The following is a 21,494-nucleotide window of genomic DNA, read 5'->3' as shown; positions in this document are numbered from 1 at the left end:
AGTTCAGATCGTGGGACGGCGCCGCAGGGCTCGGCTTCGTGGGGCTCAGCCTGAGGTCGGGGCTTCGCAGGTCATGTCGTGTTCGGGCAGCGTGCCGTCGACCAGGTACTTCGTGGTGACGTTCAGCGCGCAGGGGTTGTCGCCCAGGACGTAGGCCCCGTGCCCGCTCGCGTCGACGCTGACCAGCCGGGACCGGTCGCCGAACTTCTCGTCGATCAGCTCCCCGCCGCGCAGCGGGGTGACCGGGTCGCGCTGGTTCTGCACGACCAGGACGTTGGTCGGCCCGTCGTCGTTCACCGCCACCGGAGGCTCGCTCGGCCCCTGCTGCCAGTAGGCGCAGGGCATGATGTTGGCGGCGGCGGCGCCGTAGAGCGGGTGCTTCTCGCGGTCCTCGGCGACGGCGCGCTGGTAGGTCCCGACGTCCTCGGGCCATTCGACGTCGTTGCAGGTCACCGCGAGGAAGACTGACCAGGCGTTGTCGTTCGGCGAGGGCGCCGCGGGGGCCGGGGGGATCTCCGCGGGGGCCGTTGCGCCGTCGAGCAGCGACTGCCAGGTCTGCGCCATCTGCCCGTAGGAGTTCTCGTTGTAGAGCGAGGCGAAGGTGGCCAGCCGGAACAGCCCGCCGTTGATCCCGTCCACCGGCGTCTCGTCGAGCCGCTCGGCGAGGGTGAAGTAGGTCGCGCGCACGGCCTCCGGCGTGCGGCCGAGGCCGTAGCTGCCGTGCCGGGCGGCGGCCCACCGCGCGAAGTCCGGGAACGTCTCCTCCATGCCCCGGCCGTACCTGCGCATCCCCTCGTGGGTCAGGTGGGTGTCGCCGATGTTGCTGTCCAGCACGATCCGGTCGGCGCGCTCGGGGAACATCGAGGCGAACGCGGCACCGAGCGCGGTCCCGTAGGAGTACCCGAGGAAGCTGGCCTTCTCCTCGCCGAGCGCGGCCCGGATCTCGTCGAGGTCGCGGGCCATGTTCGCCGTCGAGAGGTGCGGCAGCCGCTCGTCGTTCGCCGCGCACTGCTCGGCGACCCCCTGGGCGATCGTCGCCTGCTCGGCGACCGCCGCCTCGTCGACCGCGTACGGCGGGATGTTGCCGAAGTACGCCTGATCGGTGGTGAATCCGCAGCTCACCGGTGTCGAATGCCCGACCCCGCGGGTGTCCATGCCGATCAGGTCGTAGCTGTCCAGGACGCTGTTCGGCATGCCTTGGGAGGCCAGGAATTCGGGCTGGTCCAGCCCGGTTCCGCCCGGACCTCCCGGGTTCAGCAGCAGCACGCCGCGCCGCTGGTCCGGGTCGGTGCTGGCCAGCCGGGAGATCGTGAGCTCGATCTTCGCGCCGCCGGGATCGCCGTAGTCGAGCGGCACCGGCACGGTGGCGCATTGCAACCGCGCGGGGAGGGCGGGGTCGTCAACGCCCTCGGGGCACGCGCCCCACCGCACCTGCGCCGCGGGTTCCCCGCCCGGCTCGGCGGCCACGGCGGGCACCCCGACCGCGGTCCCGGTGAGGCCGAGCACGGCCAGCACGGCCGCACTCCGGCCGGCACCCCATCGTCGTTCCATCTGTCCACGCTCCCCAGTCGGTCTCGTCGCGGAGCACTCCACACCGTGCCCTCGGGGCAGGGTCAAGGCCGAAGAGCGAGCCTCTCCGCCATGACGACGAGCAGGCGCGTGAACGGGTATGGCGTGACGTCGCGGAGGCTCGGCTCCGCCGAGATGGCGTTGACGGCGAACCCGGCGTGAGCGCCATGGCTTCCGTCGAATCCGTACCCTCGATGCGGCCGGTCCCGCGGCTGCCGACCGCTGGTCGTGCCCGGCCAAGACCCCGGCTCGACGCCCTCGAGCGGCTCCTCGGCCGGCTACGAGCACAGATGACGGAGCACCGATGCCGAACAGCGCGAAGAACGCCGACGACGACAACCCCGACTCCGGGCCGAAGCTGCTCTCCGGTGGGAACCCCCAGGTCCCGAAGGGGGAGGGGCACGAGCCGGTGCGGACCTACATCGCAGCCATGCCCGGTTGGAAGCGCTCGTTGGGTGAGCGGCTCGACCGCCTGATCGTTCGCACCGTCCCCGACGTGCACAAGGCCGTGAAGTGGAACCAGCCGTTCTACGGCCACGAAGGCGAGGGCTGGTTTCTGGCCTTCCGCTGCTACACGAAGTACGTCCAGCTCCAGTTCTTCCGCGGGGCCTCGCTCGACCCTGTTCCGCCCAAGGCGTCCAAGCACGACGAGGTGCGCTACTGCGACATCCGCGAAGACGACGACCTCGACGAGGACCAGCTCGTCTCCTGGATCGAACAGGCGAGCAACCTTCCCGGCGAGAAGATGTAGAGCCGCCGGCCACACCCGTGAAATACCGGTTGCGTCCCGATCCGGCCCCTCACCCAGGTCACGCGGTGGGGTCGGTGAGGCCGAGGTAGCGGCGCTGGTTGAACTGGGCGCCGCAGCAGGAGGCGCCGAGGTCGTGCCCGATGCGCTCGACGACGTCGGCCAGTTCGAGCCGGGCCAGCCAGGAGCGCGGCAGCACCGCGGTGCCGTGCCGGGCGCCGAGCAGGCTGCCGGTGATCGCCGCCGTCGAGTCGCTGTGCCCGGAGTGGTTCGCGGCCAGCCGCAGCGCGTCGGTGAACTGCTCGGGCTTGGGCAGCGCCAGCGCGCAGTAGACCCCGATGGCCAGCGCTTCCGGCCCGATCCAGCCCTTGCCGAGCCGTTCGACGTGGCCGAGGTCGGCGCCCAGCCGGGCCAGGGTGGCCGCCTCGGCCAGCGCGATCGCCGTCTCGGTGTCCTCCCGCAACGCGCGCCCGGCGGCCTGGTCCACCGCGGCGGGCAGCCTGCGGTCCTGCACGGCGAGCAGGTGCACCAGCACCGCCATCGCCCCGGCCGAGGTCCACCCGCCGGTGCCGCCGTGGGTGAGCGCGCCGAACTGGCAGGCCAGCTGGTAGGCCATCTCGGCGGTCGGGGCGAAACCGGCCGGGGCCGCCCGGTTCACCGCGCCGCAGCCCTTGGAGGTGTTGCGCGGACGTTCCGGCGTGCCGAGGTCGGGTTCCTGGAGCGCGCGCAGGCTGGTCAGCCCGGGCGTCCGGTTGGCGTAGAGCTCCGCCTCGGCGAGCAGCCCGGTGACCCCGGGGGCCGGCTTGTGCTCCTGCTGGGTGAGCAGCCACCGGCGGTAGGCGGCGGCGGTGGACTCGACCGGTCGCCACGGCCCGCCGCTGTTGCCGGTGGTCCAGGCGTGCAGGTAGCCCTCGCCGGTGAACAGCGTGAGCTGCGTCGAGTCGCCGAGCAGCGCCTGCGGCGGCGGTTCGGTGATCCCGGTGTCGCCGTGCTCGGTGCGGATGTCGGGCAGCGCGGTGAACTCCACCGGCAGTCCGAGCGCGTCGCCGAGGGCTCCGCCGAGCAGGCACGCGACGGCGCGGTCGACCACTGACGGCTCGGGCACGGTGTCTGGAGCTCCTTCTGCGGTGGCCTCGGGCGGCTGCACGGTCGCGGGTGACTCTACTTGGCCCCTCCGGAAGCCGGGAGACGTTCGGCCGAACGCCGGTTACGTGACGCTCGCCGCGTGCGACCGGATGGTCGGGTTCGTACCGTCCGGACGTACCGCCATCAGGGTGAACCGAGCCGGGTGTGCCGTCCTCCGCCGAGTGAGCGATCACTACGGTGAGTCGGTCCCGGCGGTATGGACGCCGGGCACCGCCGTGGACGAGACTTGACGTCTCAACAATCCGCTCACGAGGTCGAAGTCGGTGATGATGGCGCGCCAGGCTCCGGGTGCGGGCTTCGAGTTCCGCCTGCTCGGGCCGCTGGAAGTGCGGCTCGACGGTGGGGCGCGCCCGCTGGGCAGCAGCAGGGTGCGGGCGCTGCTGGCGTGCCTGCTGCTGGAATCGAACCAGGTCGTGTCGATGGACCGCCTGATCGACACCCTGTGGGACCGCGAGCCGCCCGCCACCGCGCGGACCATCGTGCACGGCGACATCTCCGGGCTGCGCAAGCTGTTCGCCGCCGCCCGCGACGGCGACCCCGAGCTGATCACCCGCCCGCCGGGCTACGAGCTGCGGATCTCCGGCGAGCGCATCGACGTCCGCCGCGCCCAGGCGCTGATCGCCGACGCCCGCGAGCTCGACGCCGAGCAGCGGTCGGCGGTGCTCGCCGAGGCGCTGGAGCTGTGGCGCGGCCCGGTCCTCGCCGACCTGGAAACCACCCGCCTGCACCGGATGCACGCACCCGCGCTGGAGGAGATGCGGCTGCTCACCCTGGAGGAGCGGGTGGCCGCCGACCTCGAACTCGGCAGGCACCACCACCTGGTGCTGGAGCTGTCCGCGCTGGCCGACCGGTACCCGCTGCGGGAACGGCTCACCGGGCAGCTCATGCTCGCCCACTACCGCGCCGGGCACCGCGCCGAGGCGCAGGCCCGGTACCACGCGCTGCGCCACCGGTTGTCCGGCGAACTCGGCATCGACCCCGGGCCGGAGCTGCGGGACCTCTACGAACGGCTGCTCCGCGACGACGACGCGCTGCTCAACCCGCAGCAGCGGCAGGACGCCGCGATCGGGATGCGCCGCCCGGTGCCCGCCGAACTGCCGCCCGCGCCGGCCGGTTTCGTCGGCCGCGGTCGCGAACTCGCCGCGCTGGACCGGATGCTGGCCGAGCGGGAACGCGGTTCGGCGAACCTGCTCGCCGTGGTCACCGGCACCGCGGGCGTCGGCAAGAGCGCGCTGGCGGTGACCTGGGCGCACCGGGTCGCGGCGGAGTTCCCGGACGGCCAGCTCTACGCCTCGCTGCGCGGGTTCGAGTCCGAACGCGCGCCGCTGGCCCCCGGCGAGGCGCTGACCAGCATGTTGAAGACCCTCGGGGTGGCCGCCGACGCGATCCCGCCGGACCTCGACGACCGCACCGCGCTCTACCGCTCGCTGCTGGCCGACCGCCGGGTGCTGGTGCTGCTCGACGACGCCCGCGACTCCGAGCAGGTGCGCCCGCTGCTGCCCGGCAGCTCCGAATCGGTGGTGCTGGTGACCAGCAGGCGGCGGCTGGACGGGCTGGTGGTGCGCAGCGGCGCCCGGGTGCTGCCGGTGGAGACGCTGTCCACCGACAGCGCCATCGCGCTGCTGGACCGCTCGGGCGTGCCCGGCAAGCTCGCCACGGAACCCGGCGCGGCGGCCGAGCTGGCCCGGTTGTGCGGCGGGCTGCCGCTGGCGCTGCGGATCGCCGCCGCCCGGCTGGCCGCCACCCCGGCGCGCGAGGTGTCCGACCTGGTCGCCGAGCTCACCGACGAGGACAACCGGCTGCACGCGCTGGACATCGACGACGCCGACACCAGCGTCCGCCGCGCCTTCGACATCTCCTACCGCAGCCTGCCGCCGGTGCACGCCGACGCGTTCCGGCTGGTGGGCCTGGTCCCCGGCCTGACCTTCACGGCGCACGCGGTGGCCGCGCTGTGCGCCACCGACGTGCCCAGCGCGCACCGCAGGCTCCGCGCCCTGGCGCTGGCGCACCTGGTCACCGAGCCGGAACCGGACCGCTTCGGGATGCACGACCTGCTGCGCGTCTACTCCCGGGAGCTGTTCGCCGAGCGCGCGCCGGAAGGCCGCACCGAGCCGCTGCGCCGGTTGCTGCAGCACTACCTCGTCGTCGCCGACCACGCCCGCCGGTTCCTGCGCCCGGCCCGCGACGAGCTCGACTACACCGCCGAACGCGGCTCGGTGCCGCTGTGCGCGTCGATCACCGGCCGGGCCGAGGCGCTGGAGTGGTTCGACGCCGAGTGGCCGAACCTGGTCGCGGCGATCCGCGCCGCCGGTGTCGAGGGGCTGCACGACCTGGTCTGGCCGCTGGTGCGGTTGCAGTTCAACTACCTGATGGTGCGCTGCCCGTGGGAGGACTGGATCCGGATCTACTCCGAGGGCCTGGCCTCGGCGCGGGCGGTGTCCGACCCGGTGGGCAACCTGCTCATGATGGCCGGGCTCGGCGTGGTCTACTCCCGCTCCGGCGAGCCGGAGGTGGCGCTGGCGCACTACGCCGAGTCGCACCGGGTCGCGGTGGGCACCGGAGATCCGTCCTGGCAGGCGTTGTCGCAGGTGAACATGGGCGCGGTGCTGATCAGGCTGGAGCGCTTCGACGAGGCCCGGGTGCACTGCGAGGACGCGCTGCGGCTCTACCGCTCGATCGGCGACAGCTACTTCGAGGCCGGGGCGCTGAACAACCTCGCCCAGGTCGAGCAGGTCAGCGGCAAGCTGGACGCCGCGCTGGCGCACCTGCGCGAGGCCGAGGCGATCTACCGGGAGGTCGACGACCTCGAAACGCTGGCGATGGTGCTGAACAACTGCGGCGAGGTCAGCATCGAGCTCGGCCGCACCGAGCAGGGCGAGCGCTACCACCACGAGGCGCTGGACGTCGCGCTGCGCTGCGGTTCGGCCACCCGCCAGGCCGCCGCGCACCGCGGGCTCGGCAACGCCGCCCGGCTGCGCGGCGACCTCGCCGTGGCCCGCACCCGCTGGGAGACCGCGCTGGCCATCTTCGAGACCAGCGGACTGCCCGACGCCACCGAGGTGCGGGCCCGGCTCGACGAGCTCACCGACCCGCCGCCACCCCGGGCGCACAGCGTTTAGCGAGCGTTTAGCGCTGGCTTAGCGCCGCCTGGGAACGTGGTCATCGTGCGGGTCAACCGTGCACGATCCGCACACCTAGGGCGGCTGCTGGGGGAGTCCACAGGGGGGATCGGGTCGCCCGGCCGTCCCGGTCGGGTCATCCGGCCGGGACGGCCGCAAGGGGGAGGGGCATCCGGGATGCGTGTCCGTCCCGGGTGGACGTGTGGGGGTGAGTGCGGGCCTTCGGGTTCGGGGTGGGGATGTGAGAAGCCCCGAAGGTCCGCACTTTCGTTCTTCGCGGGTGGCGGGACCGCCGCGTTCAGAGCCGTTCCAGCTCGGGGCGCTTCGGGCCGCGGCCGTCGCCGCTGGAGCGACCGCGCAGCCGCCTGCTGATCCACGGCGCCAGGTGTTCCCGCGCCCACCGGATGTCCTGGGCGCGCTGGGCCCGCCACGGCGCCTGCGGCAGCGACGGCAGCGGATCCCGCCAGTCCTCGGCGGTCGCCACGCCGAGCGCCTCGCAGGCCCGCAGCGCGACGCGCCGGTGCCCGTCGGCGGACAGGTGCAGCCGGTCCGCGCTCCACGACCGGGAATCCCGCAGCACGCCCATCGACCACAGGTCCAGCACGTAGCAGCCGTGCTTGTCGGCGATGGCGCGCAGGTGCGCGTTGTAGGTGCCGACCTTGCCGCGCAACCGGCGCAGCACCGGGGTGTCCCGGGTGTCGAAGCCGGTGCCGATCAGCACGTCCGCGCCGGTGGCCCGCAGCCGGCCGACCGCCTCCTCGAACAGCGCCGCGAGCTCGTCGGGATCACCGCCGGGCCGGATGATGTCGTTGCCGCCCGCGGTGAACGACACCAGGCCGGGGCGCAGCGCCACGGCCTGCGGCACCTGGGATTCGACGATCTGCCGGAGCAGCTTGCCGCGCACCGCGAGGTTCGCGTAGCGCAGGCCGGGTTCGTGCTCGCCCAGGTGCTCGGCCAGCCGGTCGGCCCAGCCCCGGAAGCCGCCGTCGGGCCGCAGGTCGGCGAGCCCTTCGGTGAAGCTGTCACCCAGCGCGACCAGGCTGTCCCACCGCGTCGACTTCGCTCCCGCACCCATTGCCAGTCCTTTCCGCCCTCTCCAGTTCGGTTCGGTCCGCCGCCGTCGGAGCGCCTGCTCCGGCGCTGGGCGGCGGCGCCCGGACCACAGTGGTCCGCCGACCTCTACCTACGCCACCGTCGGTACGGGACTTCGTGATTAACGGCACGCGGATGTCTAGGAAAACGGGGCCGTCCGGCTCGCGCCGATGCGCCGCCCGGGTGATCCCGGCCGCCTCGGAGCGGGACGTCACCGAGCGTGCGCGCCGACCCGCGAGTGCCCCTCGCCCAGGAGGGCGCGCCCGGGGGTGGCCGGTTCGGGTGCCCGCCCTCGCCCGGGTTCGCGGAGGGTGGCCGGGTGATCGGCGCGGGGTGATCGCCCGCCGGGTCGCGGAGGTGCTGCCCGATCGGGGCTGGTGAGGCCGGAAGTCGTGGCACCGCACCGTCCCGCGCCCGTTCTTCCCGGGAGTGGTCCTTCGTGGAAACACCGGTACGGGTGAACCTCAACTGCTAGTGTCCTTCGGCGGTAGCAAAAGCAACGAGGGGGCTCGTGATGTCGCGATCGACGCAGGTGGCAGCACGTACCGCGGCCTCGCGGGCGCGGCGCTACCGCCCCGTCGGCGCACTCGCGATCTACTGAGTGGGGAACGACGGCATGTCCTGCTGCGTCGGTGTGAGTGCGTTCGCCCGGAACCGTCCGGAGCCGACGCGCCCCGAACGCTTCGAGTACCTGGGGGAATCGTGACGTCACCGCAGAACCCGGCGTCCGCGCCGGGGCCCGCGGGTCCACGACGGGCACCCGGACCGGGTGGCCCGCCGCCCGCCGGTCCGCCGCTGCGCGGCTCGCTCGGCGCCGAACCCGGCCCGCCGCCCGGCGGTCCGCCACCGGCCGGTCCGCCGCGCGCCCCGGCCCCGGGACCGCGCCGCTTCGACCTGCGCGGCGAGTTCGCCGCGCTGGCCGCCGAACCGCACCCCTTCGCGCTGTGGGAGCGCATCGAGCAGCTCCCGGACCGCTTCGAGCACGAGCAGCGGCGACAGGGCCCGCAGCAGCCGCGCAGGCACTCCGCCACGCCCACGCCGGGCGGTGGCGTGCCCGTGCTCTCCGGTGACCTCGGTGGCGCGGAACCGCCGCAGCCCCCCACCGGGATGTCCGGCTCGCTGGACGCCGACCCCGTGCGCCCCACCGGTTTCGGCGGTGCGCTCGACGCTCCCGGCGAGTCCGAGCTGATCACGCCGCCCGCTCCGCCCGCCGCGACCAGCGGCGGACTGCTCGCCCCCGGCGGCGCGCCCCGCGACGAGCCGCGCCACGGCGCTCCGGCGCCGCCCGGCCGACCGCCGATGCCGCCGGCCGGTCAGCGACCCGAGGTGCGCACGCCCACGTCCGATCCGGCCGCCGCGCCGCCGATGGACGCGCCGCTGAGCTTCCCGCCGCGCCCCGAGGCCCCGACGAGCGGACCGCTGCCGGTGCAGCAGGTCGACGGCGTGTTCACCGCGGACACCGCCGAGCCCGCGCCGCGCCCGCAGGACAGCCCGCCGCCGGAGCCCGCGACCGGTGAGCCCCGACCGCACGGCGGTCCGGCGGCTCCTCGTGGAGGCGGTGCGCCCGACGCGCCGCGACCGGAGGGACCGGCGAGCGGCCCGCCGCCCGCGGGCGCCCCGCGGCCGGAGACCGGTCCGCGCCCCGCGGTGCCCGGTCCACCGCACGCCGAGGGCCCCGCCGGCCCGCCGCCCCCGGAACCGCCGCGCCCCGAGGGGATGCCGCGGCGGCCCGACCTGGCCGGACCACCGCCGCCGGTGCCATCGCGACCGGAGGACGGTCCGCGCCGGGAGGGCCCGCCGAGCGGTCCGCAACCGGCGGTGGGTCCGCGTCCGGACGAGGGCGCGTCGCCGGTGCCGCCGGACGAGCCGCCGTCGGGGGCGCCGTCGCCCCAGGTGGGGCCGCCGAGCGGTCCGCAGCCCGCGATGGGTCAGCGTCCCGATGGACCGCCCCCGACTCCCGGGGACGGCGCGCGTCGGGAAGGTCCGCCGAGCGGTCCGCAGCCCCAGGTGGGCCACGGCCCGGAGGGAGGCGCCTCGCCGGTGCCGCCGGGCGCTGCGCAGCCGACTCCGGGGGACGATCCACGCCGCCAGGGCCCGCCGAGTGGTCCGCCGCCCCACGGGGGGCCGGGCCCGGAGGAGGGCGTCTCGCCGGGCGGCCCGCAGGGTCCGCGTCCCGGCGGCCCGCCGCCGCGTCCGGAGGACGGTCCGCGCCGGGAGGGTCCGTCGAGCGGTCCGCAGCCCCAGGTGGGTCCGCCGTCGCCCCAGGTGGGGCCGCCGAGCGGTCCGCAACCCGCGATGGGTTCGCGTCCCGATGGTCCGCCCCCGACTGCGGGGGACGATCCGCGCCGCCAGGGCCCGCCGAGTGGTCCGCAGCCCCAGGCGGGGGCGCCGTCGCCGCAGGTGGGGCCGCCGAGCGGTCCGCAACCGGCGATGAGTCCGCGTCCCGATGGCCCGCCGCGTCCGGAGGACGGTCCGCGTCGGGACGGTCCGCAGCCGGTGCAGTCGGGTCCGCCGTCGCCGCCCGGGGGGATGCCCGCGCCGCACGGGGCACCGCCGCGACCGGGCGGGCCCGCCGGCCCGCCACCTCCCGCGCCGCCGCGCCCCGAGGCGCAGCAGCCGCCCCAGCAGCAGCGGCCGGAGTCGGCGCCGGAACCACCGCGTCCGGCGGCGTCCCCGCCCGTGCGGGCCGCGAAGTTCGTGCCCCGCGCGGACGGCGGTTTCGGCCCGCAGGGTTCGGGCGGCGGCTGGTCCGGCGCGAGCGCGCAGGTCAGCTACGGCCGGAACATGCAGTGGTCGCCGGAGGACTTCAAGGAGGACAGCAGGCAGGACCGCGACTTCCACAACGGCGGGGGTTACCGCGCCGGTGAGGGCGGCGCCGTGCCGCAGTTCCTGGTGGAGGCCGACGAGCTGTTCGAGGAGGAGGACAGCGGCGGCCGGCTCGTCGCACCGCCCGTGCTGGGCGAGGCGCCATCGAGCTACCGGGACTTCTGAGGAACCCGCGGACCCGCCTCGTGCGGGAAGGCCCAGGCACTGACCCCCCCACGAGCCGAAATGAGCCTGTGATGGTCGAGACGATCACGCTGTCGATCCCCGCGGTCGACGTGCTCGGTGAGCGGTTGAACCTCACCGTGCGGCAGTACCCGTTCGAGATACCGCACGTCGGGGAGTCGGCCGAGGACCGCGACCGGCTGACCCACCAGGTGTGGAGCGAGCTGGAGACCAGCGGGCTGGCCCGCTCCGGGCGCCCCGAGCCGGAGGTGGAGGACGCCCTCTACCTGCTGTGCACCTCGGAGGTGGCGATCGCGGCGGCGGGCCTGCTCGACGTGCGCGCCGGGCACCGGCTGGCCGCGCGGGTGGTGGCCACCGGGGAGGTCGGCGTGGTGGGCGTGCTCGACGGGCGCGGGTTGCGGATGAGCTTCCTCGCGCCCGACGAGCTGCCCCGGGCCTGCGCCGACCTGCTGCCGGACGCGCCGAAGGGCGGCGGCGCGATGCTCCGGGCGATCGCCGACCGCAGCAACGGGCACCCCGCGGACGCCGACATCGAAGGGCTCGGCGAACTCCGGGCGCTCACCGCGCGGCCCAAGTTCCGGCTCGGGCACTTCGCGGTCACCGGCCCGGACGGCCGCGGCGCCCGGCGGCGGGCACCGGGCCTGACCTGGTTCGACAACGACCTCGGCCGGTTCGCCCTGCACGGCGAGCGGGTCGACGGGCGGGACGTGATCAACTGCGGTCCGGCGGACAAGAAGGCGATCGCGGGCCGGCTCGCCGACCTCCTCGCCCCGGCGTGACCTCCGCCCGCCACCGGCACCGGGAGGCGCTCACCACCGCTGCGTGCACGGCGCGACGAGGATAGGGCAGGCTAAGTGGTGTGACACGCGACCGCCAGACCACGACCACCGAGGACGGCTCCGAGCGCGACTCCCTGATGAACCTGCTCGGCGGTCGCACCAGCGCGATCGACGCCAGCCTGCCGCCGGTCGTGTTCGTGCTGGGCTGGTACCTCGGCGACGAGTCCATCGGGCTCGGCAGCGGGCTGGCCGTCGCCGTGAGCGCGATCATCGCGGTGTGGCGGCTGGCCCGGGGCGCCCGCCCCGGGGCGGTGCTGGTGAGCCTGCTCGCGGTGCTGCTCGGCGCGGTCATCGCGCTGCGCACCGGCGACGCGGTCGACTTCTTCCTGGTCCGGGTGGTGACCAACGCCGCGAGCGCGCTGGCCTGGGTGGTGAGCATCGTGGTGCGCTGGCCGTTCCTCGGCATCGTGCTGGGCACGGTGCTCGGCCAGGGCAGGCGCTGGCGCCGCGACCCGGACCTGTTGCGCGCCTACAACCGCGCGAGCTGGGTGTGGGTCTGCCAGTACCTGGTGCGGCTGGTGGTGTTCATCCCGCTGTGGCTGGCCGGGCTGGTGATCCCGCTGGCCATCGCGCAGGTGGTGCTCACCTGGCCGCTGGTCGCGGTCTGCGTCGCGGTGAGCTGGTGGGTGCTGCGCCGCGCGCTGCCCGACGACCACCCCGGCCTGCGCCACCCCCGCACCCCCGCCCCCCGTCCGGGACGTGAGTGAGGGGCACCCTTGCCCAAGTAACTTGGGCAAGGGTGCCCCTCACTCCATCAACTTCGGCTGAAGCCGACCGCGGTCGGGCGAACGGCGCCGCTTTCGCCACCCGCACCGGGGAGCGACCCGACCGCGGGCCTCGGCGAGGGTATGAGCGCCGGTAACAGCACTGCCGCGGGTCTGGCTGCTCCGAACGGGGGCCACGAGGCTGCGGACTGGAAGTTCCTGGAGAACGCTGGAGGAGTTCCTTGTCCGCAGAAGAGCGACGGACCGCGGTCGCGCGGGTTCCGTGGCGGCAGTACGCCGGGGTGTACCTGCTCCTGTTCCTGATCGGGACGGAGACGTTCATCGTCGCCCCGCTGCTGCCGACCATCGCCTCGTCCCTCGCGGTGCCCGAGACGGCCGCCGCGGCGACGGTGACCGCCTACCCGGTGGCGTACGCGGTCACCGCCCCCTTCCTCGGTACGGTGACCGACCGGTTCGGGCGCTACCCGATGATCGTGGTGGGCGCGGTGCTGTTCCTGCTCGGCAACGTGGTCGCCGCGGTGGCCGGGAGCCTGGCCGTGCTGATGGCGGGCCGGGTGCTGGGCGCGCTGGGCGCGGCGGCGGCGGGACCGGCCATCTGGGCGCACCTCGCCGAGACGGCCCCGGAAGCGGCGCGCGGCCGGTCGATCTCGGTCGGCAACGCGCTGTTCGCCGCCGGGCAGGTCTTCGGCGTGCCCGCCGGGGCGTTCCTCGCCGGGGCGAGCGACTGGCGGTCGTCGTTCTGGGTGCTCGCGGGGCTGTCCGCGCTGGTGCTCCCGCTGTGCTTCGCCACCACGCGGGTGCTCTCGCGCGAGTCCCGGCACGAACCCCAGCCGCTGCGCCTGCTCGGTGCCTTCGCGGTGTGGAAGGACGGCGTGCTCCGGCACACCCTCGCCGTCGTCGTGCTGCTGCACGCCGCCAACCTCGGCACCTACACGTACCTCGGTGTCATCCTGCACCAGCGCTTCGGGCTCTCGGTCGACGCGCTGGGCTTCCTCGGTCTGTTCGTCGGGATCGGCAGCGCGGTGGGCTCCCTCGTCGCGGGCCGGATCGGCGACCGGGCGCGGGCGGCGGGCAGCGGCGGCGCGCGGTGGGTCCCGGTGTGGTGCCTGCTGCTCGGCCTCGGCGTGGTCACCGCGGTGCTCGGTTCCCCCGCGGTGGTGAGCTACGGCGCGGCCCTGGTCTGGTTCCTGGCCAGCGGCGCGTTCGTCACCGCGGTGCAGACCCTGCTGCTCGACGAGCGCCCGGAGCTGGGCGCCACGTCCAGTTCGTGGAACACCGCGCTGCTCTACGGGGGGACCGCCGTCGGCGTCGGGCTGATCGGCCTGTTCCCGCAGGTGCAGTCGGGGGCCGCGGTCGTGGGCGGTGGGCTGGCCCTGGCCGCCGCGCTGCTCGCCCTGCCGCTGGCCGCCCGGCGGCGTCCGGAAGGCGCGCCCGAACCCGCCCGCCGTGCGCCATGATGGGGACGGCGGCGAACGGAGGTGCGCCAGTGCGGGACCGCGCCACGTCGGGCGACGCGAAGCAGTTGGGCGAGTTCCTCCGCGCCCACCGGGAACGCCGCAGCCCGGCGGAAGTGGGGCTGCCCGACCACGGGCGGCGGCGCACGCCGGGACTGCGCCGGGAGGAGGTCGCCGCGCTCTCCGGCATCGGCCTGGCCTGGTACACCTGGCTGGAGCAGGGCCGGGTGATCCCGTCGCGGCAGGTCCTGGAGGCGGTGGCCGCGACCCTCGGCCTGCGGGGGGCCGCGCTCCGCCACGTGCTCGTGCTCGGCGGGCTGGGCGAGCGCACCTCCCCCGACCCGGAGGCCGACGCCGGGTTCGCGCGGTCGGCGCGCTGCCTGCTGGACGCCTGGGAGCGGAGCCCGGCCGTGCTGCTGGACCCGAGGTTCGACGTGGTGGCCTGGAACGCCGCGTACCGGGCGGTGTGGTCCGACCCGGAGCGGATCGCGGTGCAGCGGCGGAACTTCATGTGGTGCGTCGTCGGCGATCCGGTGTTCCGCGACCGCATCGCGGAGTGGGAGGACTTCGCCCGCGCGGTGCTCGGCCAGTTCCAGGCGCAGACCTCCCGCAACGGCGGCGACCCCCGGGTCCAGGAGGTCCACCGGTCGCTCCGCGCGGACTTCCCCGAGTTCGAAGCGTGGTGGGACTGCCGAGGCGTCGGCGACCTCGCCGTGCGGAAGGTGTCCGCGCGGATCCCGGGGCGCGGGGAGCTGGAGCTGGTGTGCTCGGCGCTGCGCCCCGTCGAGGCGCCGGATCACCTGGTGGTCGTGCAGGCCCCGGTCCGGGCGGCCGACCGGGCCTTGGTCGCCGACCTCGTCGCGGAGGTGGGCTGACATGACAACGGGTGCGGCCGGGGCGCAGAATGCGGCCATGTCTCTCGGCGCCGTGCTCACCGCGATCATCACCCCGTTCGACGACGACCTGCGGGTCGACGAGGACGCCTTCGTGTCGCTGTTCCACCACCTGATCGCCACTGGCTCGGACGGTGTCGTGGTGTGCGGGACCACCGGCGAGGCGCCGACGCTGACCGCCGAGGAGCACCTGCGGCTGATCGAGCTGGCCTGCGCCGAGCGCCCCGAGGGCGCCACCGTGATCGCCTCCACCGGCTCCAACGACACCCGGCACGCCTGCGAGATGACCGAGCGGGCCACCGAGCACGGCGCCGACGGAGTGCTCTCGGTGACCCCGTACTACAACAAGCCGAACCGGCGCGGCCTGGTCCGGCACTTCGGCGAGATCGCCGCGGCCACCGACAAGCCCGTGGTGCTCTACAACATCCCCGGCCGCACCAGCCTCGACCTGCCGCCGGACCTGCTCGCCGAGCTCGCCCAGATCGAGCGCGTGGACTACGTCAAGCAGGCCGACAACAGCGCGCTGGGGCCGATCGACGGGCTCGGCGTCTACGCGGGCAACGACGACGCCTTCCTGCCGACCCTGGAGTTCGGCGGCTGCGGCGGCATCCTGGTGGCCAGTCACCTCGTCGGCCCCCGGCTGCGGCGGATGGTCGACGAGCCCGAGCGGCGCGCCGAGATCGACGACGAGCTCAAGCCGCTCTACCGCGCGCTGGGCACCACCACGAACCCGATCCCGGTCAAGGCCGCGCTGAACCTGACCGGACGCCGCGTCGGCGGCCTCCGGCTGCCCCTGGTGGAGGCCGACGAGGCCGAACTCGCGGTGATCGCCGAGGCCGTCGACGCCCTCCACCTCCGCTGATCACCCGTCGAGTTGACCAGGTGAGGGGCACCCTTGCCCAAGTAACTCGGACAAGGGTGCCCCTCACTCACGTCACGTTCGGGTGAGGCGAGTTGGGTGAGGGGCACCTTCATCCGACTAAGCCGGATGAAGGTGCCCCCACCCGGCAGCACTTCCGGGTGAGGTGGTGGGTCAGGGCAGGAGGCGGGCGTGGAGGGCGGCGGGGTCGTCGACCAGCTCGCGCGCCGCGAGCCACGCCGCTCCGGCCGCTCCGGGTCCGGCGGCGCGCGGATCGGTCCGGCCGCGCTCGGCGAGTTCGGCGCGCACCGCGGCGTCCAGCGGTCCGCCGTCGAGCAGGCCGCCGGCCAGCACCACCGGTCCGTCCCCGCCCGCGTCGGCGACCGCCGCGGCCAGCAGCGTCGCGGCGCGCCGCAGGATCTCGGCGGCCACCGGGTCGTCCTCGGCGGCGGCGGTGACCAGCGGCGCGAGTTCGGCGAGGCGGATCGGCGGGCCCGCATTGGCGGCGGTGATCAGGGCGCGCCGCCGGTCGGTCGGCTCCGGCGCCCAGCGGTCCAGCACCGCGCGGCCGAGCGGGCCCGGGGCCTCGGCGCGGTCCAGGGCGCGCAGCGCGGCGCGGACCGCCTCGCGGCCCAGCCAGAACGCCGATCCCTCGTCGCCGAGCAGCCAGCCGTGCCCACCGGCCGTTCCGGTCACCCGGTGCTGCTCGACGCGCGCGGCGATCGACCCGGTCCCCGCGACGAGCACCGTCCCGGACGCGGCGGGAGTCCCGGCGGCGAACGCGACGTCGCAGTCGCCGACCACCTCCACGGGCCCGCCCAGGCCGAGCCGCCGCCACCCCTCGTCGAAGCGGTCGGCGACCGCCGGGTCGGCGAACCGGCTCACCCCCGCCAGGCCGACCGCGGTGCGCCGCACCTCGGCCGGGTCCAGCCCGCCCAACGCGCTCCGCGCGGCGGTGAGCACCTGCTCGACGGCCTCGTCCACCGGGTGCGACTGCGGGTTGCCGCCCGCGGCGGAACCGGTGCCGAGCACCCGGCCGTCGAGGTCGGCGACCAGCGCCCGGCTGGAGGTACCGCCGACGTCCAAGCCCAGCACGAGGCAACGCATCCGCCCTTTCTAGCGCGCGACCGCGATCCGGCACCCACCGGCCTCTGGATTCCTGCGCGGTGAACGGTTATACATCCGGGGCAACGATCGATCAGTCGGGGAGAGCGATGGGCGACTTCGACGGCGCCACCGCGGCGGTCACTGGCGGCGCTTCGGGCATCGGCCTGGCCGCGGCGCGCCTGCTGCGCGACCGGGGCGCGCGGGTGGCGGTGCTGGACGTGGCCGAATCCACCGAGGACGGACTGCTCGGGGTGCCCTGCGACGTCACCGACGACGGGTCGGTGCGCGCCGCGGTGGACACCGTGCGGCGGGAGTTCGGCGGCCTGGACGTGCTGGTGAACAACGCGGGCATCGGCGCGCAGGGCGACGTCACCGCCAACGACGACGCCGAGTGGCACCGGGTGCTGGACCTCAACGTCGTCGGCATCGCCCGCGTCAGCCGCGCCGTGATGGACCTGCTGCGCCGTTCGGAGCGCGCCGCGATCGTCAACACCTGCTCGATCGCCGGGCTCGCCGGGCTGCCGCAGCGCGCCCTGTACTCGGCGAGCAAGGGCGCGGTGCACGCGCTGACCCTGGCGATGGCCGCGGACCACGTGCGCGAGGGCGTCCGGGTCAACTGCGTCGCGCCCGGCACCGTGGACACCCCGTGGGTCGGGCGGCTGCTCGACTCCGCGCCGGATCCGGTCGCCGAACGCGCCGCCCTCGAAGCCCGTCAGCCGTCCGGACGTCTCGTCTCGGCCGATGAGGTGGCGCAGGCCATCGCCTACCTGGCGGGCTCCGGCGCGGGTGGCGTCACCGGTACCGTGCTGACCGTCGACGGCGGGATGTTCGGGCTGCGCGTCCGGCCGAGCTGACCGGGCGGCGGAGCAGCAGATCAGTCCGTTGTGGACGGTCCGCGCCCGGTGGCGCCTCGGAGGAGACGAATGACGGTCGACGCCCACCACCACCTGTGGGACCTCGATGTCCGCGAACAACCCTGGATGACGGCGGCGATGGAACCCATCCGCCGCGACTTCCGCGCGCCCGAGCTGGGCGCCGCGCTCAAGTCCGCCGCGGTGGACGCCACCGTGCTGGTGCAGACCGTCGCCGACCCCGACGAGACGCCGGAGATGCTGGTGCTCGCCGACTCCGTCGACCGCGTCACCGGAGTCGTCGGCTGGGTCGACCTCACCGCGCGGGACGTGCGCGAACGCATCGGCCGGTTGCAGGCCCACCCCTCGGCGCGGTGGCTCAAGGGCCTGCGCCACCCCGTCGAGGCCGAACCCGACCCGGACTGGCTGGTGCGGCCCGACGTGCTCGCCGGGCTGGCCGCCGTCGAGGACACCGGCCTGGTCTACGACCTGCTGGTCCGGCCGCGGCAACTGCCCGCCGCGATCAAGGCCGTCGGGCAGTACCCGCAGCTCACCTTCGTGCTCGACCACTGCGGCAAGCCCCCGATCGCCGACGAGGAGCTGGAACCCTGGGCCACCCGCGTGCGCGCGCTCGCCGCCCACCAGAACGTGATGTGCAAGCTGTCCGGCCTGGTCACCGAGGACGACTGGGCCCGCCAACCCGACCCGGACCGGCTCCGCCGCTACGTCGACGTCGTCCTCGACGCCTTCGGCCCGGGGCGCGTCATGTTCGGCTCGGACTGGCCGCTGTGCCTGCTCGCCACCGACTACGCGCAGGTCGTGGGCCTGGCGAAGAACCTCACCGGCCACCTCAGCGCTGCGGAGCGGGCAGCGGTGTTCGACAGCACGGCACGGCGCACGTACGAACTGTGACCGCGCCGACGCCGGTTGGGCCGGTCGGAGTAACCTGGGCAGGCCCGTCCCGCCAAGCCCCCTCGGCGGGACGGGTCTCGACTTCCGGGCCCGTTCGCCCGCCCGACATCCCACCACGTGACCGAGTGAGGGGCACCCTGTACCTCATGACGTGGTACAGGGTGCCTCTCACCCAGCTCGCTCTCACCCGTTCGTGACGTGAGTGAGGGGCACCCTTGTCCCAGTTACTTGGGCAAGGGGGCCCCTCACTCCGGTTCCGGGCGGGTGTGCCGGTCCGAAGCCGTGTGCCGGTTCGGACGGGTGTGGTGGGGCGGGGTGGTCAGCGGGTCTTGGTGACCTTGTTGAGGCCTCGGGGTTGGTCGGGGTCCAGGCCTCGGGTGCGGGCCAGGCCGAGGGCCAGGCGCTGGATCGGCAGGATCTCCAGGACGGGGGCGAGCTCCTCCGGGCACGGCGGCAGCGGGATGCGGTGGCGCGCGGTGCAGTTCCCGGCGGCGGAGCCGATGGCGCAGATGTCGGCGCCGCGTTCGGCCACCGCGTCGAGCACCTCGCGCATCGAGTCGCCGCCCCTGCCGCCGCCGCACAGCGCGAGGACCGCGGTGTCGGCGTCCACCGCGGCGACCGGGCCGTGCAGCAGGTCGGCGCCGCTGTAGGCGCGGGCCGCGAGGTAGCTGGTCTCGGCCAGCTTCAGCGACGCCTCCAGCGCGGTGGCCAGCGAGTAGCCCCGGCCGGTGGTGACCATCCGCTCGGCGAACCGGTAGCGCCGCACGGCTTCCTCGACGGCGTCGGCGGAATCGTCGAGGGTGGCGCGGGCGAGCTCGGGGAGGCCCGCCGCGGTCGACCCGTCCCCGCCGCGGACGGCGTCGACGAGCAGGTGCAGCGCCAGCAGCGTGGTGCTGTAGGTCTTGGTCGCGGCGACCGCCCGCTCCTGGCCGGCGCGGACGTCGACGGACAGTTCGGCGGCGGCGTTGATCGGGGAGTCGGCGGTGTTGGTGACCGCGACGGTGAGGGCGCCCCGCTTGCGCCCGGATTCGGTGACGGCGAGCAGGTCGGGGGAGCCGCCGCTCTGGCTGATGGTCAGCAGCAGCACGCCGTCGAGGTCCGGTTCGGCGCCGTAGAGGGTGGTGGTCGAGGGGGAGACCAGGCCGACGGGCAGGTTCAGCAGCACCTCGATGAGGTACTTGGCGTAGAGCGCGGCGTGGTCGCTGGAGCCGCGCGCGGCGAGCAGCGCGAAGCGGGGTCGGTGCTCGGCGATCCGCTCGCCGACGCGCTGGATCGCGGCGCGCTCGGCGAGCAGTCCGGCGAACAGGTCGGGTTGCTCGTCGATCTCGGCGGCCATGTGCCGGCCCGCGGCCTCGGTCATCGTCCCTCCCGGTCTCTTGGTCTAGACCAATGCTAGCCGATGCTCACCCCTTCACCGCACCGGCCGTGATACCCGAGACCATGTTGCGCTGAACCACCAGGAAGAACACCAGCACCGGCAGCGTGAACAGCGTCGAAGCCGCCATCGTGGCGCCCCAGTCGGTGCCGAAGGCGTTCTGGAACGTCTGGAGGAACACCGGCAGCGTCCGGTTGTCCTCGTCGCGCATGAACACCAGCGCGTAGAGGAACTCGTTCCACGCGGTGATGAACGCGAACACCGAGGTCGCCACCAGGCCCGGACCGAGCAGCGGCAGCGTCACCCGGCGGAACGCCGCCGCCCGGCCGCAGCCGTCCACCATCGCCGCCTCCTCCAGGTCCACCGGGATGCCGTCGATGAACCCGCGCAGCGACCAGATGGTGAACGGCAGCGTGCAGATCCAGTACACCAGCACCAGCGAGGGCAGCCGGTCGAGCAGGTTCAGGTCCCGCATGAACAGGAACATCGGGATCATCAGCGCCTCGAACGGCACCATCTGCGCGACCAGCACCAGCAGCAGGAACCCCTTGCGCCCGCGGAACCGGAACCGGCTCATCGCCAGCGCGGCCAGCGTCCCGGCGACCAGCGAGCAGGCCACCGCGGTCAGCGTCACCAGCAGGCTGTTGCCCAGGTAGCGCAGGAAGTCCGAGCCGGTCAGCGCGGTGACGTAGTTCTGCGCGGTGATCGAGGTCGGCACCAGGTCGTAGGAGGTGGACAGCACCTCCCCGCGCGGTTTCAGCGAACTCGACAGCATCCAGTACGTCGGGAACGCGAACAGCAGCGCGATCGCCAGCGCCAGCGCGGACAACGCCGTCTTCCTCACAGCTCACCCTCCTGGGACCGCAGCAGCAACCGCACGTACTGCGCGCACACCAGCACCAGCACGATCACCATCAGCACCGACACCGCCGCGGCCACGCCGAACCGGCTGCTGGCGATGCCCTCCAGGTACTGCAGCACCGACAGCGTCGTGCTGCCGCCGCTCGGGCCGCCCTCGCGGAACGCCCACACCTGCGAGAACACCTTGAAATCCCACAGGATCGACAGGAACGTCACGATCATCAGCACCGGCTTGAGGTGCGGCCAGGTGATCGAGCGGAACGTCTGCCAGCCGTCCGCGCCGTCGATCCCGGCCGACTCGTAGAGGTCGCCGGGCACGCTGAGCAGCGCCGCGTAGAGCGTCATCGCCACGAACGGCACCGCCTGCCAGACGATGAGGATGCCGACCACGGTCAGCGTGCTGGTCCCGGTGGCGAACCAGGAGTGCCCCTCGAAGTCCAGGCCGAGCAGCACCAGGGTCTTGTTCAGGATCCCGAACTGCTGGTCGAAGATCCACTGGAACACCGTGGTCGCGGCGAGCTGCGGCATCGCCCAGGCCAGCAGCAGGCTGATCTGGAGCAGCACCCGCGGGACCGGCGGGACGTGCCGCATCAGCAGCGCCAGCAGCAGCGCGATCGCGATGCTGCCGACCACCACGCAGGCGGTGAACACCACGGTGCGCAGCGCGATCGTCCAGAACCCGGGGTCGGAGAGCACGGTCGCGTAGTTGTCGAACCCGGCCCAGACGACCTCGCCGCGCACCAGCTCGCCGAGGGTCAGCTCCCGGAAGCTGGTGATGATCACGTTCACGGCGGGCCAGCCGAGCAGGCCGACCAGGGCCAGCACGGCAGGTGCCAGCAGCAGGTAGGGCAGGGCCTCGACCCAGCGGGAGCGCCGGGCCCCGGGCGCGGCGGGGGGCGCGCCCGGGACCGTGCGTTCGTCGGTCAGAGCCATGA

17 protein-coding genes are annotated in these 21,494 nt (G+C 74.3%); 10 read left to right on the top strand and 7 right to left on the bottom strand.

Annotation, left to right across the window (positions count from 1 at the left end):
- Positions 1–45: 45 nt before the first annotated feature.
- Entirely contained in the window at positions 46–1,551 is a 1,506-nt protein-coding gene (locus ABD976_RS28635) for an alpha/beta hydrolase (RefSeq protein ID WP_345368196.1), read from the bottom strand.
- A gap of 322 nt (positions 1,552–1,873) precedes the next feature.
- On the opposite strand from ABD976_RS28635, the gene ABD976_RS28630 reads away from it, so the two are divergent.
- Positions 1,874–2,320 carry a DUF1801 domain-containing protein gene (locus tag ABD976_RS28630; protein ID WP_345368195.1) on the top strand — a complete coding sequence of 149 codons (447 nt, stop codon included), beginning with the start codon at positions 1,874–1,876 and terminating at the stop codon, positions 2,318–2,320.
- Between the two features lie 58 nt (positions 2,321–2,378).
- On the opposite strand, the gene ABD976_RS28625 is transcribed toward ABD976_RS28630, so the two are convergent.
- Complete coding sequence (locus ABD976_RS28625) at positions 2,379–3,422, bottom strand: ADP-ribosylglycohydrolase family protein (RefSeq protein WP_345368193.1); 1,044 nt, start codon at positions 3,420–3,422, stop codon at positions 2,379–2,381.
- A 307-nt stretch (positions 3,423–3,729) separates the two neighbouring features.
- Here ABD976_RS28625 and ABD976_RS28620 point away from each other — a divergent pair, with 307 nt between their 5' ends.
- On the top strand, positions 3,730–6,582 hold the full coding sequence (locus ABD976_RS28620; RefSeq protein WP_345368192.1) for an AfsR/SARP family transcriptional regulator: 2,853 nt from the start codon (positions 3,730–3,732) through the stop codon (positions 6,580–6,582).
- Positions 6,583–6,880: 298 nt separating this feature from the next.
- Here the strand turns inward: ABD976_RS28620 and ABD976_RS28615 are convergent, their stop codons facing one another.
- The gene (locus ABD976_RS28615; RefSeq protein ID WP_345368191.1) at positions 6,881–7,657 is read right to left on the bottom strand and encodes an SGNH/GDSL hydrolase family protein; all 777 of its coding nucleotides are present in this window, start codon (positions 7,655–7,657) and stop codon (positions 6,881–6,883) included.
- Positions 7,658–8,376: 719 nt separating this feature from the next.
- On the opposite strand from ABD976_RS28615, the gene ABD976_RS28610 reads away from it, so the two are divergent.
- From ABD976_RS28610 to dapA, 6 genes are all read left to right on the top strand, one after another.
- Positions 8,377–10,665 (top strand): hypothetical protein, encoded by a 2,289-nt coding sequence (locus ABD976_RS28610; RefSeq protein ID WP_345368190.1) that lies wholly within the window; start codon positions 8,377–8,379, stop codon positions 10,663–10,665.
- Between the two features lie 71 nt (positions 10,666–10,736).
- Positions 10,737–11,462, top strand: a complete 726-nt coding sequence (locus tag ABD976_RS28605) for an ESX secretion-associated protein EspG (RefSeq protein ID WP_345368189.1) — start codon at positions 10,737–10,739, stop codon at positions 11,460–11,462.
- Positions 11,463–11,542: 80 nt separating this feature from the next.
- Positions 11,543–12,229 (top strand): DUF3159 domain-containing protein, encoded by a 687-nt coding sequence (locus ABD976_RS28600; RefSeq protein ID WP_345368188.1) that lies wholly within the window; start codon positions 11,543–11,545, stop codon positions 12,227–12,229.
- A gap of 239 nt (positions 12,230–12,468) precedes the next feature.
- Positions 12,469–13,704 carry an MFS transporter gene (locus tag ABD976_RS28595; RefSeq protein WP_345368187.1) on the top strand — a complete coding sequence of 412 codons (1,236 nt, stop codon included), beginning with the start codon at positions 12,469–12,471 and terminating at the stop codon, positions 13,702–13,704.
- A 29-nt stretch (positions 13,705–13,733) separates the two neighbouring features.
- Positions 13,734–14,576: a helix-turn-helix domain-containing protein gene (locus ABD976_RS28590; protein WP_345368186.1), complete on the top strand. Its 843-nt coding sequence runs from the start codon at positions 13,734–13,736 to the stop codon at positions 14,574–14,576.
- 37 nt (positions 14,577–14,613) lie between these two features.
- A complete protein-coding gene (gene dapA / locus ABD976_RS28585; RefSeq protein ID WP_345368185.1) occupies positions 14,614–15,456 on the top strand; it encodes a 4-hydroxy-tetrahydrodipicolinate synthase in 843 nt (280 codons plus the stop codon).
- Between the two features lie 171 nt (positions 15,457–15,627).
- Here the strand turns inward: dapA and ABD976_RS28580 are convergent, their stop codons facing one another.
- On the bottom strand, positions 15,628–16,560 hold the full coding sequence (locus ABD976_RS28580; RefSeq protein WP_345368184.1) for an N-acetylglucosamine kinase: 933 nt from the start codon (positions 16,558–16,560) through the stop codon (positions 15,628–15,630).
- Between the two features lie 107 nt (positions 16,561–16,667).
- On the opposite strand from ABD976_RS28580, the gene ABD976_RS28575 reads away from it, so the two are divergent.
- Together ABD976_RS28575 and ABD976_RS28570 are read left to right on the top strand one after the other, a co-directional pair.
- Positions 16,668–17,414, top strand: a complete 747-nt coding sequence (locus ABD976_RS28575) for an SDR family NAD(P)-dependent oxidoreductase (protein ID WP_345368183.1) — start codon at positions 16,668–16,670, stop codon at positions 17,412–17,414.
- 69 nt (positions 17,415–17,483) lie between these two features.
- Positions 17,484–18,323, top strand: coding sequence for an amidohydrolase family protein (locus ABD976_RS28570; RefSeq protein WP_345368182.1), 840 nt, complete (start codon positions 17,484–17,486; stop codon positions 18,321–18,323).
- 319 nt (positions 18,324–18,642) lie between these two features.
- Here ABD976_RS28570 and ABD976_RS28565 read toward each other — a convergent pair whose 3' ends face one another.
- Genes ABD976_RS28565 through ABD976_RS28555 form a run of 3 tightly spaced genes read right to left on the bottom strand, consistent with a single transcriptional unit; the run spans position 18,643 to position 21,492 of the window.
- Positions 18,643–19,683 carry an SIS domain-containing protein gene (locus ABD976_RS28565; RefSeq protein ID WP_345368181.1) on the bottom strand — a complete coding sequence of 347 codons (1,041 nt, stop codon included), beginning with the start codon at positions 19,681–19,683 and terminating at the stop codon, positions 18,643–18,645.
- A gap of 43 nt (positions 19,684–19,726) precedes the next feature.
- Positions 19,727–20,542, bottom strand: coding sequence for a carbohydrate ABC transporter permease (locus ABD976_RS28560; RefSeq protein WP_345368180.1), 816 nt, complete (start codon positions 20,540–20,542; stop codon positions 19,727–19,729).
- Entirely contained in the window at positions 20,539–21,492 is a 954-nt protein-coding gene (locus ABD976_RS28555) for a carbohydrate ABC transporter permease (protein WP_345368178.1), read from the bottom strand. Before ABD976_RS28555 ends, ABD976_RS28560 begins: the two co-directional genes overlap by 4 nt.
- Positions 21,493–21,494: the final 2 nt, after the last annotated feature.

It is taken from the genome of Saccharopolyspora cebuensis, assembly GCF_039542665.1.
In the GTDB taxonomy this organism is placed as follows: Bacteria; Actinomycetota; Actinomycetes; order Mycobacteriales; family Pseudonocardiaceae; genus Saccharopolyspora; species Saccharopolyspora cebuensis.
This window is presented reverse-complemented; position numbering and strand designations above follow the sequence as displayed.